The organism is Paenibacillus sp. MT86 (genome assembly GCF_058792535.1).
Genome location: NZ_CM179499.1, coordinates 6,708,781 through 6,726,528, shown reverse-complemented (window position 1 = coordinate 6,726,528; position 17,748 = coordinate 6,708,781). Strand labels below are relative to the sequence as shown.

Here is a 17,748-nt window from a genome sequence, read left to right as displayed (position 1 = left end):
GATGAACAGATAAGATCTGTGACAAGCAGATGTGCGCGAAAAGGCGAGGGGGACATACCGTGCAAGGGAACCGGGCGATATTGGTGGATGACGAGGTGTTTACGCGCAAAGGGCTTCTGAAGCTGATTGATTGGGAAGCCTGCGGCTTTCACATTGTGGATGAGGCGGATAACGGGGAAGACGCGCTGGAACTGATTGAACGGCTTCGGCCGGATGTGGTCATCACCGATATCCGCATGCCGGTGCTGGATGGACTCGAGCTGATCCGACGCGTCGTCACGGACGATATCGTGAAGCCGTATTTCATTATTGTAAGCGGATACGATGACTTCAACTATGCCCAGCAGGCTGTCCGTTACGGGGTGCATGATTTCATTCTGAAACCGATTGACGAGACGGAATTCAGTCAGGCGCTGGTCCGGCTCAGCGAAAGGCTGGAGTCGGACCGCGAGGCACGCTCGCGGGAAGAGAAGCTGTTGTCGGGCGCCTTGATGGAATCGCTCATTATAGGGGAGGCGGATGAGAGTCTGCTGCAGGAATGGGAGCGGCGTCTTGAACTCCGGCCGGAAGACCGTCTGTTCTATGTTTTTGTCGAACGGAACGACCATCCGCCGGCTTCGGCTAACGACAATGACGGAGGCGACTTCAAGGACAGGGTGGAATCGGCGCTTCTTGCGATCTCGAATGGAGAACAGCCCTTCTATCTGCATGAGCACCGCAACCGGATCGGCATCATCGTTCCTGGAAGCATCTTGCAATCGTTCCAGGGGTGTCAGCGGGGATTTGCCAGGCGCCTTCAGCAATCGCTCGCCGATTCGAAGCATGAAAGAATCTTCGTCTATTTTGGCAGGCCGGTTTCACGTCTGTCCCTCGTCCAGGATGCCTACGAAACGGCCAAGCAATCCCTCCTATACAAGTACATCTACGATGAGAGCGGCATCGTGATCCATGAAGAAGCCGCGGTGCATGATCTGCAATACATCGGACTGGAGGAGCGTCTTTACCAGCAGCTGCTGGAGCAGATCGAGGAGCTGCATTTCGAGAAGCTGGAGGAGACGATTCGTTCGCTGTTCGAATCCTTCCAGGAGAAGCTGTATGCTCCCGAAGCGGTGAAGACGGCGATCAACCAATGCGTGCTGGGCGTGGTCCGTGTGCTCAGCAGCATGGACGGGGATCAAAGCCGGCTGTCCAGTCTCGAGCCGATGACCGAGTGGCATGACCGCAACTTGTCGCTTCAGGGGCTGAAGCGGCTGTTCACGGATTTTGCGATTGAGAGCGCGAACTATATCGGACAGCTGCGCAAGGAACAGCACAAAGGCGGAATCCAGAAGATCCGGGCTTATATCGAGGCCCATTATCATGAGAATATCAGTCTGAAGGGCATCGCCGGGAAGTTTTACATGAACCCGGTTTATCTGGGTCAGCTGTTCAAAAAAGCGTACGGCATGTATTTTAATGATTTTTTGCTCCAGCTGCGCGTGAACGAAGCCAAGCGTTTGCTGCGCCAGACGGATCTGCGCATCTATGAGGTGGCGGAGCGGGTCGGCTTCGGCAATCCGGACTATTTCGTGACGCAATTCGAGAAGATTGAGCGGATGACGCCAAGCGAGTACCGGAACCGCTTGATGAAGGAGGCAGCGTCCGAAGGGACGAATGCATGAAGCCGAGCCTGAATAATGTCCGTCTGCGGGACAAGATGCTGCTGCTTTATTTCCTGGCCGTCTTTTTGCCGATCCTGATTACCAACCTCATCTTCTACAATGTGACGTCCGGCAGCGTAAGGGAGCAGCGGATCCAGGATATTACCGTAGCGCTTGAACAGATGAAGAACGAGTTCCGTCGTGAAGTCGAGGACGCCTTGGAGATCTCCTCGGTCTTCTATACGGACGTTCAATTGAACGAGATCGTGGAAACGGTGTACGATCATCCAGCCGATTATATCGAGGCGTATGATACTTATCTCCGCCGCATATTGAATTCGGGCAGCGCCGTATACAATTCGGTCAGCGAAATTGCGGTGTATGTCGACAATCCGACCCTGCTGTATTCCGGCGGCATCAATTATATCGATGGCCAGGTGAAGGAAGAGGCTTGGTACAAGGCGATTGCGGGCAAGAACGTAACCCAGCCGATCGTGATGCGTACGGGCAAGAACGGTCAATTGGACAGCTTCAGCATCATCCGGAGCATGAATTATTTCAGCTCCCAGGATGATCACACCAAGTATCTCAAGATCGATATGCGGATGCCTTCGATCCGCCAGATCATGAGCAATCTGAATGTGCAGGGCAAAGTGTATCTGCTGAGCGGGGCAGGAAATATCGAATACACCACGGATCCGAAGGTCGATGTCACGCAGGGCGCTGTACCGTACAGCAGCATCGCGCATGGCGACAGGTTTCTGGAGTTTCATACCGATACGTTCACGACCAACAATCTGAACACCTGGACGATCATGGCGGTGACGCCGGAGGATGTGGTGCTGCGCGACGTGCATCAGTCCTTGCGGTTCGTCATTGTGCTGACCTGCCTGAATTTTCTGCTTCCGAGCCTGGTGATTGTTTGGATCAGCCGTTCCCTTAACGTACGACTTGTACGGATTCTCAAACATATGAAGAAGGTGAAGAACCAGAATTACGACACCATCCAAGAGGCTGAGGCACGTGACGAGATCGGTCAGCTGACGGGTGAATTCAACCGGATGACCTTGCAGCTCAAGAGTCTGATCAATGACGTGTACGTGGCGGATATCCAGAAGAAGAATTTGGAGCTGCAGCGGCGGCACGCGCAATTGAATGCGCTGCAGAGCCAGATTAATCCGCACTTCCTCTTTAATGCCCTGGAGACGATCCGCATGCGCAGCCTGATGAAGGATGAGGATGAGACGGCAAGGATCATTCATAATATGGCGAAGATCTTCCGCAATTCGCTCGTTTGGAAAAAAGACATGGTGACGCTCAAGGAGGAAGTGGAGTTCATCCATTGTTTCCTTGAAATCCAGAAATACCGATTTGGCGACAAAATCGATTATTCGGTTCATGCTCCAGCCGAAGAGGGTCACCTGCAAATACCGAAAATGGCCATCGTCACGTTTGTGGAGAATGCCAGCATTCACGGCATCGAGCCGCTCAAGCACGGGGGGCGCATTGAAGTTCGGGTTGTGCGCGAGGGCCAATCCCTGATCTGTACCATTCAGGATAACGGGGCAGGCATGCCCGCGGAGAAGGTGGAACGCATCTACCGTTATCTCGAGACCGAGGACGAGATGGGAGAGCGGATCGGCATTCAGAATGTGATTTACAGGTTAAAGCTGTACTACGGCAGCCGGTTCCGGTTTGAAATTGACAGCTCGCCTGGACAGGGCACACGGGTCAAACTGTCCATTCCCATTGAAATATAAGGACGGCAAATCCTGCTGTGGCATTCCGAATCGGAGTGACCCTAGCAGGATTTGTTCGTTAGTCGGCGGAAGTGCAGGGGAGAATCCTGGCTGCGGAGCTGCCATTTTTCACGGCTAAGGATACGGTTCTATAGTTTTCAAAGTATCACCTAAAGATTGACGGGTGAAAATCGTCCCAGAGCTCTCTTATAATGAAAGTGCTTACAAACTAACGAGACCGAAAGGGGTAGGTCAAGAGCATGAACAAGAAATTTTGGCTGAGCTGTCTGACCGTGGTTATGATGGTATCACTTCTGGCAGCATGCGGCGGCAGTAAAGAGGCAGAGGATAATACACCGGCAGCCGGCGGCGAAGGCGAGAAGAAAGAAGAGAAGGTCACCTTCACCTATTTCAACGCGGCAGCCGGTAAAGACAAAAATACGAACGAAACCACCATCGGTAAAATTTTCGAAGACCAAACCGGCGTGAATTTTAAAATGGAGCATTTGGTAGGAGACGAGAACACCAAGGTGGGAACCTTCATTGCCAGTAACGACTATCCCGATGTGATTGTACCAGGGAGCTCAATCGATAAGCTGGTCGGGGCGGGCGCCTTCATTCCGCTCAATGACCTGATCGATAAGTACGGCCCTAACATCAAGCGGGTGTACGAGCCTTATTACAACCTGATGAAAGCCGAGGACGGCAACATCTACTTTCTGCCGCTGAGTGCGGTTGTTGGAGAGTACACGTCGGCTCCGAATATCGAGCAAGGAGCATTCTGGATTCAACGCCGCGTCCTGAAGGAAGCGGGTTATCCGAAAATCAAGACCTTCGACGAGTACCTGGCCCTGATTCGCGACTACGTGAAGAAACATCCGGAGGAAGGCTTGACCGGATATCTGGCACTGACGACGCAGGATAAATTTTTTGCCCTGACCAATGCCCCGATGCACTTGGCCGGCTATCCGAACGACGGCGGCATTATCATCGACATGGAGACTCACGTAGCGAATGATTACGCGGACGACGACATTACGAAGCGGTACCTGCAGGAGCTGAACAAGCTGAATGCGGAAGGCCTGTTCGATAAATCCTCTTTCGTGGACAACTATGATCAATACCTTGCCAAACTGACTTCCGGTAAGGTGCTTGGCTTCTTCGATTATCGATGGCAGGTAGGCCAAGCGATGAACAATCTGCGCGAAACAGCCAGTAAATCGGGTAACGACGATCTCGAATATATGGCGCTGCCGATCGTATACGATGAGAATACCAAGGATCAGTATCTGGATCCGCCATCCTTTGTGAACAACCGCGGCGTCGGGATCTCCGTCAGCGCGAAGGATCCGGAGCGCATTGTGAAGTATTTCAACAACCTGCTGACGGACGAGAACCAGATTCTGTCGAACTGGGGCATCAAGGACGAGACGTATTCCGTCGATGAGAACGGCCGCTTCTACCGTACGGAAGAGCAGATTGCACAGACCAATACGGAAGCCTTCCGCGAATCGTTCGGTTTCAAGTACTTTGAATACAACTGGCCTCGTTACGGCAACGGATCTACGCTTCCTGACGGTAATTCCGTGGGTGCGGGACGCCAGCCTGAGGTTGCCAAAATGTCCTACTCCGAACCGGACAAGAAATTGCTTGAAGCATACGACATCGATTCCTTCTCGCAATTGTTTGCGGCACCGGACGACCGTCCTTGGTACCCGGCTTGGAGCATTCCGATCGATCAGGGCTCGCCGGCCCAAATCTTCACGCAGAAGAAAAGCGATTTGCAGCGTAAATACTTCCCGAAACTGGTTCTTGCCAGCCCTGCGGAGTTTGACGGCATCTGGAACGAATACGTGGGCGAGTTCGGCAAGCTGGACGTGAAGGGATACGAGGATCTGATCACCGAGGAAGTAGCCAAGAAAATCGCAAATGCCCAAGGACAATAATAGAAGAAGGAGAGGCGAACAAGGGCGGACCGCCGAAATGGCCCAGATCCGTCCCTCCTCTTCTAGGGCTGGATAGGAAGGAGAAGAAACCGTGGATAAGGCGAACCCGATTGGACCTGCAGAGACCACGGCGCTACGTGAAGCGCCGGCGGTATCGAAAGGTTTCTTCAATAAACAACGAAAAAACGATACCGGTTTGAATCATGAACGGCCATCAGGCGAAAAAAGCTTCTTCCGGAAGCTGCTGCAGCAGAAGGCGCTGGTCTTCATGTCGATTCCTTTTTTGATATGGTTGTTTGTCTTTAAGTACATGCCGCTGTGGGGCTGGACCATCGCGTTTCAGGATTTTAAACCGGCGAAGAAGATATTCGATCAGGAATGGGTAGGCCTGCAGCATTTTACCTTCCTGTTTCAGGACGAACACTTCCTCCGGGTCATGCGCAACACGCTCGCCATGAGTTTCATCAACCTTGTCTTAGGGTTCGTGACGGCGATTGTGTTAGCGATTCTGCTTAATGAACTGCGTAATTTGATGTTCAAACGGGTCGTGCAGACGATCAGTTATTTGCCCCATTTCATCTCTTGGGTTGTGGCTGCGAGCATTATTTCGACGGCCTTGTCCGCAGACGGCGGGATTATCAATGAACTCCTCATGTGGTTCGGGATCATTAAGGAGCCGATCCTATGGCTTGGGGAAGGAGAATATTTCTGGGGAATACTCGGTGTTTCGGAAGTATGGAAGAATGTCGGCTGGAACACCATTATATATTTGGCGGCCATGACGATGATCGACCCCTCGCAGTACGAGGCGGCGGAAATCGATGGCGCCGGGCGCTTTCAACGGATCTGGAACATCACCTTGCCGGGTCTGAAGCCGGTATTCATCATCCTGCTGATCATGAATATCGGCAACCTGCTCGAATCCGGTTTTGAACCGCAATACTTGCTTGGCAACGGCATGAACGTGGATTATTCCGAGAACCTGGATATTTTCGTGCTGAAATACGGTATTCAGATGGGCAACTTCTCGCTCTCGATTGCAGCTGGCATGTTCAAGACGGTCGTCAGCTTCATACTCTTGTTCACGGCTAACCATATCGCGAAGAGACTGGGCGAAGACCGATTGTTCTAAGCGAAAGCTTGCGAGAACCGTTCTCTATCAGAAAACGTACAGGAGGATTCATATGGCGAAGATTTCAGATGCACCGCGAGCCCATGCCCGGTTCAAGTCTCCCGCGGACCGGTTATTCGATACCTTTAATATAGTCTTCATGATCTGTCTCATGATTGTCACGCTGTACCCGTTCATCAATACGCTCGCGGTTTCCTTCAACAATGCGACGGATTCGGTGAAAGGCGGCATTTATTTATGGCCGCGGGATTTCACGTGGGAGAATTATAAATATGTATTTAACGAAGCCACGATATTCCACGCTACCTTCATCTCGGTTCTGCGTACGTTGATCGGTACGATCACTTCCGTATTCTGCTGTGCCATGGTGGCCTACACGATCAGCCGTCCGGAATACGTGCTGCGCAAATTCGTGTCGATCGCCTTCATTTTGACCATGTATTTCAGCGGCGGTTTGATTCCGAATTTCCTGCTGATTCGCGAATTGGGCATGCTGGGCACCTTTTCGGTGTACATCATTCCTGGCCTGATCGGCGTATTCAACGTCATCGTCATCCGCTCCTTCATCGAGGGATTGCCTGAGGGGATCCTGGAATCGGCCCGGATCGACGGCGCCGGCGAATTCACGACCTTCCTGAAAATCGTGCTTCCGCTGTGCGTGCCCGTGCTTGCCACGGTATCGCTGTTTACGGCAGTATCCCAGTGGAACTCCTGGTTCGACGTGTTCTTGTACAACTCCTCGTACGGCGAGCTTAGCACCCTGCAATACGAGCTGATGAAAATACTCCAGAATTCGAACTCCTCGCTGAATTCGGGCAACGATTATGCAAGCCAGTTTGCAAGCTCGGAAAGCGGCGCGAATCAGGTCACCCCGACCTCCATTCGGGCGACGATGACCATTGTGGCCAGCGTGCCGATCATTCTGGTGTACCCGTTCCTGCAAAAATACTTCGTGCAAGGGATGACCCTTGGCGGGGTGAAAGGTTAAGCTGCGGGAACCGCTAAAGATGCGCCGTGCGCACTGCTCCATGGTGCACACGGTGCGTGGTCCGCGGCATGTCTGGATGTCCGTCGACCAACGGATGCCGCCGCATCACGATCATCAACGATCAATTTTGCTATTATCTTTAATTCTAAGGAGGGATTGGATATGTCCAATACGCAGCGAAGTGAACCCAGGCTTAAGGAGATGTTCGCGGATGACTTTCTCATCGGAGCGGCCGTGAACCCGAGGACGATCGAAACGCAGGAGGAATTGCTAGCGTACCATTTCAACAGCATTACGGCGGAAAATGAAATGAAGTTTGTCAGCGTGCACCCGGCGGAGGATACGTACACGTTCGAGGACGCGGACCGGCTTGCCGCTTTCGCCCGCAAGCATGGCATGAAGATGCGCGGCCATACGCTGGTATGGCATAACCAAACGACCGACTGGCTGTTCGAGGACAAGAACGGGGGCCTGGTGGATAAAGCCACGCTGTACGAACGGCTTAAGTCGCATACCGACACGGTCGTGAAGCGGTACAAGGACGATATTTACGCCTGGGACGTCGTGAATGAGGTAATCGCCGATGAAGGCGCCGAACTTCTTCGTCCGTCCAAATGGCTGGACATTGCGGGCCCCGACTTTATCTCCAAGGCATTCGAGTATGCGCATGAAGCCGATCCGTCGGCCCTCTTGTTCTATAACGATTACAATGAGTCCCACCCGAATAAACGGGACAAAATCTACACGCTGGTCAAGTCTTTGCTGGATCAAGGAACTCCTGTTCACGGCGTTGGCTTGCAGGCCCACTGGAATCTGTACGATCCGGATCTTGACGATATCCGGGCGGCGATCGAGAAGTACGCGTCGCTCGGCCTGCAGCTTCAACTCACGGAGCTCGATGTGTCGATGTTCCGGTTCGACGACAAGCGGAAGGATCTGACCGAGGCGCCGGAGGAGCTGCTGGAGGCTCAAGCGAAGCGGTATGAGGCGATGTTCGGCATATTGAAGGAATACCGGGATTATATTACGTCCGTGACCTTCTGGGGCGCTGCCGACGATTACACCTGGCTGGACAATTTCCCGGTACGGGGGCGGAAGAATTGGCCTTTCCTGTTCGATGAGCGGCATCAGCCGAAACCGGCGTTTCATCGCTTGGTGGAGCGTATGGTCAAAGTGTAAGGATTTTAGGGGGTTGAACCCATCATTTTAGATAACGACAGCAATAATATAGGCGGCTGAAGCGCCATCAGCTTGTCATCTAGCCGGTCCTTGTGACCGGCGTCTGCATGTTAGTCCTTAAGGAAGCAGGATTCGAAAACAGTGAGATGCTGGGGAGAAACGTTAACCTTGGCCCAAGAAGGGGGAAATTACGTTGAACAGCGCTTTATATCAAGCGTGGCTGCAGTATGCGCCCATTAAGGACGAGGAGCTTGCTTCCGCGTACAGCCGACTGTTAGGCACCGTGGTTGCGGATTTGCAGCAGTCGCGGGTGGCAAACGCTGCGATCCAGGAACTGAGGCATGCATGTCGATCCATGCTCGGCATCGTACCGTCCATCACATCCGAGGCCAAGGCTTCATCCTATTTCGAGGTGCGTATTCATGCGGCAGACGCCGAAGAGGGCACGGAACAGATTGGGGAAGATTCGATGGGCGCGGGGAAAGCCCGGCTGGGCGCAGAGGGTTTTCGGCTGGAGCATACAGGCCATGGGCAGCAGGAGAAGCTGATCCTGACCGGCGGATCCGGGAAAGGCGTGTTATACGGGGTGTTCCATTTATTGAGATTGCTGGCATCCCACCAGCCGTTGACCGGTCTAAACATAACCGAGCAGCCTGTGAACGGAGTGCGGATGATAAATCAATGGGATAATGCCGACGGCTCGGTTGAACGGGGGTACTCGGGCAACTCAATTTTTTACGAAAACGGACGGTTCACCGAAAATCTGGATCGCGTAAGAGACTACGCCCGTCTGTTAGCTTCCGTGGGCCTGAATGCCATCTCCATTAATAACGTCAATGTGCATGAAATCGAGACGAAGTTCATTACCGCGGAATATTTGCCGACGATTGCAAAGATCGCGGATATCTTCCGGGAATATGGCATCACACTGTACCTGAGCATAAACTTCGCCGCTCCGCTGCATATCGGCGGCGTACCCACGTCGGACCCGCTAGATCAAGAGGTTCGGCAGTGGTGGAAGGATACGGCGAATGAGATCTACGATCATATACCGGACTTCGGCGGCTTTGTGGTCAAGGCGGATTCGGAGCACCGTCCGGGCCCGTTCGCCTATGGCAGAGACCACGCCGATGGCGCCAATATGCTGGCCGAAGCGCTGGAACCGCATGGCGGGCTTGTCATCTGGCGCTGCTTCGTCTACAACTGCATGCAGGATTGGCGGGACCGCAGCACGGACCGCGCGCGGGCGGCCTATGATCATTTTACCCCGCTGGACGGACGGTTTAAGGACAATGTGCTGCTGCAGATCAAGAACGGTCCGATGGACTTCCAAGTACGGGAGCCGGTATCCCCGCTGTTCGGCAGCATGAAAGAGACCAATCAGGTGCTGGAGTTTCAGATCGCCCAGGAATATACCGGACAGCAGCGCCACGTATGCTATTTGGTGCCGCAGTGGAAAGAGGTGCTGGATTTCGATACCTACGCGAACGGAACGGGGTCCGAGGTTAAGAAGATCGTGGACGGTTCGCTGCACGGCATGAAATACAGCGGGATCGCCGCCGTTTCCAACATCGGGAATGATGAGAATTGGACGGGACACACCTTGGCGCAGGCGAATCTGTATGGATACGGCCGGCTGGTTTGGAATCCGGATATGTCCGCCGAAGGGATCGCGGAGGAATGGACGAGGCTGACCTTTGGCAATGATGAGACGGTGGTTGCCGTGGTGTGCGGCATGCTGATGAAATCGTGGCCGATTTATGAAAGCTACACGTCGCCGCTCGGGGTGGGCTGGATGATTACGCCGCATACGCATTACGGACCGGATGTGGACGGTTATGAATATTCAAGGTGGGGCACCTACCATTTCGCGGATCGGGATGGTATTGGGGTGGACCGCACGGTGGCGACGGGCACGGGGTACACCGCACAGTATTTCGAGCCGAATGCGGCCCGATATGATTCGCTGGAGGATTGTCCTGACGAGCTGCTGCTGTTCTTCCATCATGTGCCGTACTCGCATGCGCTGAAATCCGGTAAAACGGTGATTCAGCATATCTATGACACGCACTTCGAAGGTGCGGAAGCTGCGGCCGGGCTCCTGAAAGCCTGGACATCGCTCGAAGGCAAGGTCGATCTGGAGCGTTTAACCCAAGTCACCGAACGGTTAGCTGATCAGGCCGAGCATGCCAAGCACTGGCGGGATGTGATCAATACGTATTTTTACCGCAAATCCGGGGTGCCGGATGCGCAGGGGCGGACGATTTATTAAGGGAGCTCAGGTTTTTCCGTATGCAAAAATATAGGGGGGTGCCCCATCAGGCTGCTGGCCTGATGAGGCCCCCTTTTTCATGGCCGAAAATTATCGCGGGTACAAGCATATACTATAGATGACATGCCTCCACGGCAAAATGATCCGCAATCTCATTACCATAAGCTGGGCTTTATAGGGTGGGGGGCTATATGATATACTAGGGTTAGAATAAGAAGAAGTAACGTGATCAAGGGGGGAATGGGTATGACAACCGAGAACCATGCACATGATGCATGCGCAGTAACCGGTGAAAGGAAGAGCCACCATTCGGACAAAACGAAAAGCAATCTCATCAGCCGGTTGAACCGGATTGAAGGGCAGATTCGCGGCGTGAAGGGCTTAATTGAGAAGGATACGTACTGTGACGATGTGTTAAACCAGATCTCCTCGATCCAGTCGGCCTTGAACGGCGTCAGCAAATTGCTGCTGGAGCATCATATGAAGAGCTGCGTGGTGGAGCGCCTCCAGGAAGGCGACGATGAGGTCATTACCGAGCTGTTAACCACCATGAACAAGCTGATGAAGTAACGAAAGTTCCCTGCTGGGGCTATCCGATTACGAAGAATATCCATGGAGCTGCCACCTTTGGAAGGTGGCAGCAATTGTTTGTTGAAGTTGATAAATACCGCACGGTTATGCGGTTTAATCATAACGCGGCCATGTTTTTCAAAAAAAATGAGAAAACCCATTGACTAATTATAGGGTAGGGGGGTATACTAACATCAAGAAATGAGAACAACGAGTTTGATAACTCATTCGGGCTTGGCTGTAACAGAGCCCTAATAAATCCAATACCTAAAGGAGAGATTGATTATGGAACAGGTAACAATAAAAGTAGAAGGCATGTCCTGCATGCATTGCGTGAATTCCATCGAAGGAGCTTTAAAGAATGAGAACATCGAGGGACATGTGGATTTGAAGGCAGGCACGGTCTCCGTGAAATATGACGCAGCCAAAGTCAATTTGGATCAAATCAAAGAAATTATCGAGGAACAAGGATATAACGTAGTTTAACCAAACGGCACGAGGATGAAGAGGGGTGAGGAGAAGATGGGAGCAGAAGCAACAATGGAACAGAAGAAAACGTCGCTGCAGTTAACGGGTATGACATGTGCCGCCTGTGCGAATCGGATTGAGAAGGGTCTTAGCAAAATGGAGGGCGTCCAGGAAGCGAATGTGAATTTTGCGCTGGAAAAAGCGTCGGTTACATTTGATCCGAGTGTGGTTACCGTCCAGCAGATGGAAGAGAAAATCGAAAAGCTGGGTTACGGAACAGCAAAGGAAACGGTGGACCTTCAGCTGATTGGCATGTACTGCGCGGCCTGTGCTACGAAAATCGAAAAAGTGGTTAGCCGGATGCCAGGTGTTAATCAGGCCAATGTCAATTTTGCACTGGAGACGGCCCGGGTGGAATTCAATCCCGCCGAGGTCAGCCTTAGCGATATTCAACAGCGCGTGGAGAAGCTCGGGTATCAGGCCGTTTCCAAACAGGAGACGCTTGATCAGGAAGGTCACCGCAAGGAGGCCATCACCAAGCAAAAGCGGAAGCTGCTCCTGTCAGCGATTCTGTCGCTGCCGCTGCTCTGGGCCATGGTAAGCCATTTCTCCTTCACCTCCTGGATCTGGATGCCCGATCTGTTCATGAACCCTTGGTTCCAGCTGATCCTGGCAACGCCGGTACAGTTTTTTATCGGGAAACAATTCTATGTGGGAGCTTATAAGGCTCTCCGCAACAAAAGCGCCAATATGGACGTTCTGGTCGCACTCGGTACCTCGGCAGCCTATTTCTACAGCCTGTATTTAACGATCGATTGGGCCGCTGCCGGAGCAAATGCACACCATGGGCCTGAAATGTACTATGAAACGAGTGCGGTGCTGATCACGCTGGTCATTATGGGGAAACTGTTCGAATCCCTGGCCAAAGGCCGCACCTCGGAGGCCATTAAAACCCTGATGGGTCTTCAAGCCAAAACGGCGCTGGTCGTTCGTGACGGTCAGGAGATGACCATCCCGGTGGAACAGGTCCTGGTGGGTGATTTAGTACTGGTAAAGCCGGGTGAGAAAATTCCGGTGGACGGTAAAGTCGTGGAGGGCACGTCGGCGGTAGACGAGTCGATGCTGACCGGTGAGAGCATTCCGGTTGAGAAAAAAGCGGGCGATGCCGTCATCGGCGCTACGATTAACAAGAACGGACGCTTGACGCTTGAAGCGACGAAGGTGGGCAAAGAGACAGCTCTAGCCCAAATTATCAAGGTGGTTGAGGAAGCGCAGGGCTCCAAGGCCCCGATTCAGCGGGTGGCCGATGTCATCTCCGGCATTTTCGTTCCGATCGTGGTCGGGATTGCGATTGTTGCTTTCCTCGTATGGTACTTCTGGGTAACGCCCGGTAATTTCGCGCAATCGTTAGAAATTGCCATTGCGATCCTGGTTATTGCATGTCCGTGTGCGCTGGGTCTGGCTACGCCGACCTCGATCATGGCGGGTTCGGGCCGTGCCGCAGAGCTGGGCGTTCTGTTCAAGGGCGGGGAGCATCTGGAGTCCACGCACAAAATCGACGCGATTATTCTGGACAAAACAGGAACGGTCACGAAAGGCAAGCCTGAACTGACCGATGTGGAAGTCGATAACATCGATCAGGAGCTGTTCCTGCGTTTGGTCGGAGCTGCCGAGAAGAGCTCCGAGCATCCGCTTGCCGAAGCGATCGTGGCCGGGATTGAGGCGAAAGGGACGAAGCTTCCGACTGCCGAGCATTTTGAGGCGATTCCGGGCTACGGCATCCAGGCCAGCGTGGAAGGACACGAAGTTCTGGTCGGTACTCGCAAGCTGATGGCACTGCATAACGTGCCGATCGATGCGGTCCTGGCCAGAATGTCGGAGCTGGAAACCGAGGGTAAGACTGCTATGCTTACCGCGGTAGACGGCCGATATGCCGGTCTTGTGGCCGTAGCGGATACCATCAAGGAGACGTCTAAGGCTGCTGTAGCACGGCTGAAGCAAATGGGTATCGAAGTGATCATGATTACCGGCGACAACGAACGCACGGCTCAGGCCATCGCCAAGCAGGTTGGCATTGACCATGTGCTTGCCGAGGTACTGCCGGAGGGCAAAGCGGATGAAGTGAAGAAACTCCAGCAGCAGGGCAAGAAGGTCGCCATGGTCGGCGACGGCATTAACGATGCCCCGGCCCTTGCGGTTGCCGATATCGGGATGGCCATCGGCACAGGTACGGATGTGGCCATGGAAGCCGCCGACGTTACGCTGATGAAGGGCGACCTGAACAGCATTCCGGACGCCATCTACATGAGCCGCAAGACGATGAGCAACATCCGTCAGAACCTGTTCTGGGCCTTGGGTTATAACTCGCTCGGCATTCCGATTGCCGCCATCGGGCTTCTGGCGCCTTGGGTGGCCGGGGCTGCCATGGCACTTAGCTCCGTATCGGTCGTGCTGAATGCCCTTCGTCTGCAGCGGATGAAGGTATAACGGGAGGCAGGCAGGCCTTTTATATAGAGTATGTTGGTAACCAAGCAAGAAAACGATTAGGGTGACTTGATGGGAGTGTAGACATTTGGCCATGCAAAAATTTGCTGTGACCCCCGGCTTTGAAGTGGGCGGAACGCTGTTCCGCCCGGATCAGCTGGCCGTATTGGGGTCCATCGTAGGCGATGATGCCCGCATCGAGATGACAACCTTCAAGCAGCTGTACGTGGAGATGGATGAAGAGCGGGTGGAGGAAGCCAAGGCGAAGCTGGAAGCCGCCGGACTGGAGGTACATCCCGCCGGCTTCGTCTCCAAGAGCCTGATTACCTGCAACTTTTGCCGGGGGGCGGAGGATTCGGGACTGGATGTTGCCAAGATGCTGGATGAAGCTATCGCCGACCACCCCGTACCCAATCCGCTAAAGATCGGGTACGCAGGCTGCGCGCTCGGCACCAGCGAGCCGCTGCTGAAGGATATTGCCGTTATTAAGATGCGAAATACCTATGATATCTATGTAGGCGGGGAGCCGAGAGGCTTGAAGGCTTCGCTGGCGAAGCAGCTGCATGCGGATTTAACGCCGGAGCAGCTGGCTCCGATCATTCTGAAGCTGATCGCCATCTACCAGGAGCACGGCAAGAAAAAAGAGAAGTTCTCGCGTTTCGTTGAGCGCATGACACTGGATCATCTCCGCCAATCCACGCTGGATGCGCGGATGGATACGGCAGGATGAACGAAGGACAATGAAAGGCATCACCTCAGGGTGGTGCTTTTTTTGTCGGTGGAGGCTGGATACTGGAGCTCTTCCCATCCGTCGGAGTCCAGTTGGGCGCCACCAAGACATCTTCTTTATTCTTCAAGGTAACATGTGTAGTTTAGAGGGTTACGCCGAAGCAACGATGGATATACTTTCAAGAGCACCTGCGGGTGCTCTTTTTCTATTTGGCAGATTTGTAGTGCAGCAGCATCTTTGCCCAGCTTGGCCAATTCGAATCATTTTTAATATAGACGGGTTTCCATCGGGCGTAAATGTGGGAATAACCACCAAATCGGGCATTTTATCGTGGTTGACGAGCAATGTGAAAGGGTATACAATTTTAATTGTTAAAAGCTTTTAACTATTTAAATTCGTAATATATAAGTGTGGGACTTCGTTAAGCATCGAGGTGATGAAACTGGATAAGCGGGAGCATTTATCTAACATGGTAGCCCGTCAGATGATGACGCTTGTGGCGAACTATGCCAAGATTCTGGACAATGATTTGACCGGCCCCCAGTATTACGTGCTTCAGACCTTGGCGTATGAGGGGCAGCAGACCAGCTCGTATTTTGCCAATGCCCTGAATGTTACGCTGTCGGCTGTCACCAACTTGAGCAACAAGCTGGTGAGCAAGGGTTATATTGAACGGGTACCGTCGAGCGAGGACAGGCGTCAAGTCTATCTTAGGATCACGGAGCAGGGACGCGAGGTGGAAGCCCGGATGATTGCGAAGTACCGTGAATTGAATGAAGGCTTATGGTCGGATTTCTCGGATCAGGAGATGGATGTCTTGATCGCTTCGTACGAGAAGATGATCGAGCATTTGCAGCTTAAGATCGGGCAGTCCCATATGGACAGCCAATCCAACGACTAACATTAGGAGGTATTTATATGGGAAGATTAGACAATAAAGTAGCGATTATTACGGGTGCGGCTGGAGGCATGGGTAAAGCTGACGCTCTTTTGTTTGCGCAAGAGGGGGCCAAGGTTGCGATTACGGACCTTCAGGAGGACAAAATCAAAGACGTTGTCGCTGAGATTGAAGCGCTCGGCGGCGAAGCACTGGGAATCAAGCATAACGTTGCTTCCGAAGAAGATTGGGTCCGCGTCGTGGACGAGACGGTTCAAAAATTCGGCAAAATCGATATTCTGGTCAATAATGCCGGTGTCTCCAATGCAACGCCGTTCATGGATTTGACGGTCGAAGGCTGGGAGAAGACGATGTCGATCAACGTCACGAGCATATTCCTCGGCCAAAAATATGTCATTCCGCACATGATCGAAGCCGGCGGCGGCTCCATCGTCAACATCTCCTCCATTGCCGGCCTGACGGGCGGAAGCGGCGCCGGTCCTTACACGGCAAGCAAAGGCGCGGTACGCATGCTGACCAAAGCCACGGCCGTTGACTTTGCGAAGCATAACATCCGCTGCAACTCGGTTCACCCGGGCTACATCGAAACGCCAATGACCGTGGATCTCTTCAAGGACGAAAAAATGATGCAGTGGTTCCAATCCCAGACGCCGTTGCCACGACTCGGCAAAGCGGAAGATATCGCGCGCGGCGTGCTGTTCCTGGCATCCGACGAGTCCTCTTATATTACGGGCGTCGAGCTGCCGATCGACGGCGGGTATTTCGCGAAGTAAGCCGGACATTCATTCAGCTTGTTCATAAGCTGTCGATGTTTTGAATCATAAGGACACAAGCTCAGTCAGACGCTATATTTATTTTCATCAAGGGGAGTGTTGTTTCATGTCCGATAACCAACAGATTGCTGTCATTACCGGCGCGGCCAGCGGGATCGGCAGAGCCGCCAGCCTGAAATTGGCAGAGAGCGGTGCCGCGGTTGTGCTCGTGGATTTCAACAAGGAAGCCGGCGAAGAGACGCTGCGATTGATTAAGGAGCAGGGCGGAGAGGGAATCTTCGTGCAGGCGGATGTGACAAAAACCGAGGATGTACAGAACTATGTGAACAAGGCGGTTGAAGCTTACGGCCGAATCGATTTCTTCTTCAATAATGCAGGTATCGTGCAGAAGTTCTCCATGCTGGACGATATCGACGAGAACGAATTTGACCGTCAAATGTCCGTGAATGTGAAGGGCGCTTTCCTTGGCATGAAGTATGTTTTGAAGGTCATGAAGGAACAGGGCAGCGGACATATCGTGAACACGGCTTCCACGGCGGGCATCCGCAGCGAACACAGTGCCGCCGCATATTCGGCAAGCAAGCATGCGGTTGTGGGCTTGACCAAGGCGGCTGCCTTGGAATACGTGAAGCAGGGCATTCGCGTGAACGCCATCTGCCCGGGCGGCGTTCAGACGCCGCTGACCGCAGCGGTGGCCAAGTCCTTCATGGAAGGCGGCTACGTGCCTGAGGAAGTGGGCAACATGCGGATGGGCCGTCCGGCTGAAGCGGACGAAATCGCAAACGTGGTTGCCTTCCTGGCTTCCCCGGGCTCCAGCTACATGACGGGCTCGCTGGTTACGATTGATGGCGGGCTGACGCTGTAATATCCGGATTGAAAAAAAGACCAGTCAGGCACCGGAGTTTCGGGCTTGACTGGTCTTTTTGGCA

At 53.2% G+C, this 17,748-nt stretch carries 14 protein-coding genes; all 14 read left to right on the top strand.

Annotated features, from left to right (window positions below):
- Positions 1 to 59: 59 nt before the first annotated feature.
- The 14 genes from AC3RCL_RS30645 (at position 60) to AC3RCL_RS30580 (ending at position 17,684) form a co-directional block, all read left to right on the top strand.
- Entirely contained in the window at positions 60 to 1,661 is a 1,602-nt protein-coding gene (locus AC3RCL_RS30645) for a response regulator transcription factor (protein ID WP_213580746.1), read from the top strand.
- The gene (locus tag AC3RCL_RS30640) at positions 1,658 to 3,400 is read left to right on the top strand and encodes a sensor histidine kinase (protein ID WP_375121559.1); all 1,743 of its coding nucleotides are present in this window, start codon (positions 1,658 to 1,660) and stop codon (positions 3,398 to 3,400) included. Before AC3RCL_RS30645 ends, AC3RCL_RS30640 begins: the two co-directional genes overlap by 4 nt.
- A gap of 239 nt (positions 3,401 to 3,639) precedes the next feature.
- The gene (locus tag AC3RCL_RS30635) at positions 3,640 to 5,325 is read left to right on the top strand and encodes an ABC transporter substrate-binding protein (protein ID WP_492533722.1); all 1,686 of its coding nucleotides are present in this window, start codon (positions 3,640 to 3,642) and stop codon (positions 5,323 to 5,325) included.
- 91 nt (positions 5,326 to 5,416) lie between these two features.
- Positions 5,417 to 6,457 (top strand): ABC transporter permease, encoded by a 1,041-nt coding sequence (locus AC3RCL_RS30630; RefSeq protein ID WP_492533720.1) that lies wholly within the window; start codon positions 5,417 to 5,419, stop codon positions 6,455 to 6,457.
- Between the two features lie 52 nt (positions 6,458 to 6,509).
- Entirely contained in the window at positions 6,510 to 7,445 is a 936-nt protein-coding gene (locus tag AC3RCL_RS30625) for a carbohydrate ABC transporter permease (protein WP_036659372.1), read from the top strand.
- A gap of 162 nt (positions 7,446 to 7,607) precedes the next feature.
- A complete protein-coding gene (locus AC3RCL_RS30620) occupies positions 7,608 to 8,624 on the top strand; it encodes an endo-1,4-beta-xylanase (RefSeq protein WP_486046343.1) in 1,017 nt (338 codons plus the stop codon).
- Positions 8,625 to 8,817: 193 nt separating this feature from the next.
- A complete protein-coding gene (locus AC3RCL_RS30615) occupies positions 8,818 to 10,896 on the top strand; it encodes an alpha-glucuronidase family glycosyl hydrolase (RefSeq protein WP_492533717.1) in 2,079 nt (692 codons plus the stop codon).
- 246 nt (positions 10,897 to 11,142) lie between these two features.
- The gene (locus AC3RCL_RS30610; protein WP_096775736.1) at positions 11,143 to 11,466 is read left to right on the top strand and encodes a metal-sensitive transcriptional regulator; all 324 of its coding nucleotides are present in this window, start codon (positions 11,143 to 11,145) and stop codon (positions 11,464 to 11,466) included.
- Between the two features lie 285 nt (positions 11,467 to 11,751).
- Entirely contained in the window at positions 11,752 to 11,952 is a 201-nt protein-coding gene (locus AC3RCL_RS30605) for a cation transporter (RefSeq protein ID WP_213580740.1), read from the top strand.
- A 36-nt stretch (positions 11,953 to 11,988) separates the two neighbouring features.
- Positions 11,989 to 14,421, top strand: a complete 2,433-nt coding sequence (locus AC3RCL_RS30600) for a heavy metal translocating P-type ATPase (RefSeq protein WP_096775737.1) — start codon at positions 11,989 to 11,991, stop codon at positions 14,419 to 14,421.
- A gap of 85 nt (positions 14,422 to 14,506) precedes the next feature.
- Entirely contained in the window at positions 14,507 to 15,148 is a 642-nt protein-coding gene (locus AC3RCL_RS30595) for a nitrite reductase (RefSeq protein WP_452518838.1), read from the top strand.
- Positions 15,149 to 15,617: 469 nt separating this feature from the next.
- Positions 15,618 to 16,049, top strand: coding sequence for a MarR family winged helix-turn-helix transcriptional regulator (locus tag AC3RCL_RS30590; RefSeq protein ID WP_492533714.1), 432 nt, complete (start codon positions 15,618 to 15,620; stop codon positions 16,047 to 16,049).
- Between the two features lie 17 nt (positions 16,050 to 16,066).
- Positions 16,067 to 16,819, top strand: coding sequence for an SDR family NAD(P)-dependent oxidoreductase (locus AC3RCL_RS30585; protein WP_036659355.1), 753 nt, complete (start codon positions 16,067 to 16,069; stop codon positions 16,817 to 16,819).
- 106 nt (positions 16,820 to 16,925) lie between these two features.
- Complete coding sequence (locus AC3RCL_RS30580; protein WP_192570302.1) at positions 16,926 to 17,684, top strand: SDR family NAD(P)-dependent oxidoreductase; 759 nt, start codon at positions 16,926 to 16,928, stop codon at positions 17,682 to 17,684.
- Positions 17,685 to 17,748: the final 64 nt, after the last annotated feature.

Coding starts and splice junctions, on each gene's coding strand:
- AC3RCL_RS30620 (WP_486046343.1), top strand. CDS start 7,608: ATGTCCAATACGCAGCGAAGTGAACCCAGGCTTAAGGAGATGTTCGCG.
- AC3RCL_RS30600 (WP_096775737.1), top strand. CDS start 11,989: ATGGGAGCAGAAGCAACAATGGAACAGAAGAAAACGTCGCTGCAGTTA.
- AC3RCL_RS30635 (WP_492533722.1), top strand. CDS start 3,640: ATGAACAAGAAATTTTGGCTGAGCTGTCTGACCGTGGTTATGATGGTA.
- AC3RCL_RS30625 (WP_036659372.1), top strand. CDS start 6,510: ATGGCGAAGATTTCAGATGCACCGCGAGCCCATGCCCGGTTCAAGTCT.
- AC3RCL_RS30580 (WP_192570302.1), top strand. CDS start 16,926: ATGTCCGATAACCAACAGATTGCTGTCATTACCGGCGCGGCCAGCGGG.
- AC3RCL_RS30605 (WP_213580740.1), top strand. CDS start 11,752: ATGGAACAGGTAACAATAAAAGTAGAAGGCATGTCCTGCATGCATTGC.
- AC3RCL_RS30590 (WP_492533714.1), top strand. CDS start 15,618: ATGGTAGCCCGTCAGATGATGACGCTTGTGGCGAACTATGCCAAGATT.
- AC3RCL_RS30640 (WP_375121559.1), top strand. CDS start 1,658: ATGAAGCCGAGCCTGAATAATGTCCGTCTGCGGGACAAGATGCTGCTG.
- AC3RCL_RS30610 (WP_096775736.1), top strand. CDS start 11,143: ATGACAACCGAGAACCATGCACATGATGCATGCGCAGTAACCGGTGAA.
- AC3RCL_RS30585 (WP_036659355.1), top strand. CDS start 16,067: ATGGGAAGATTAGACAATAAAGTAGCGATTATTACGGGTGCGGCTGGA.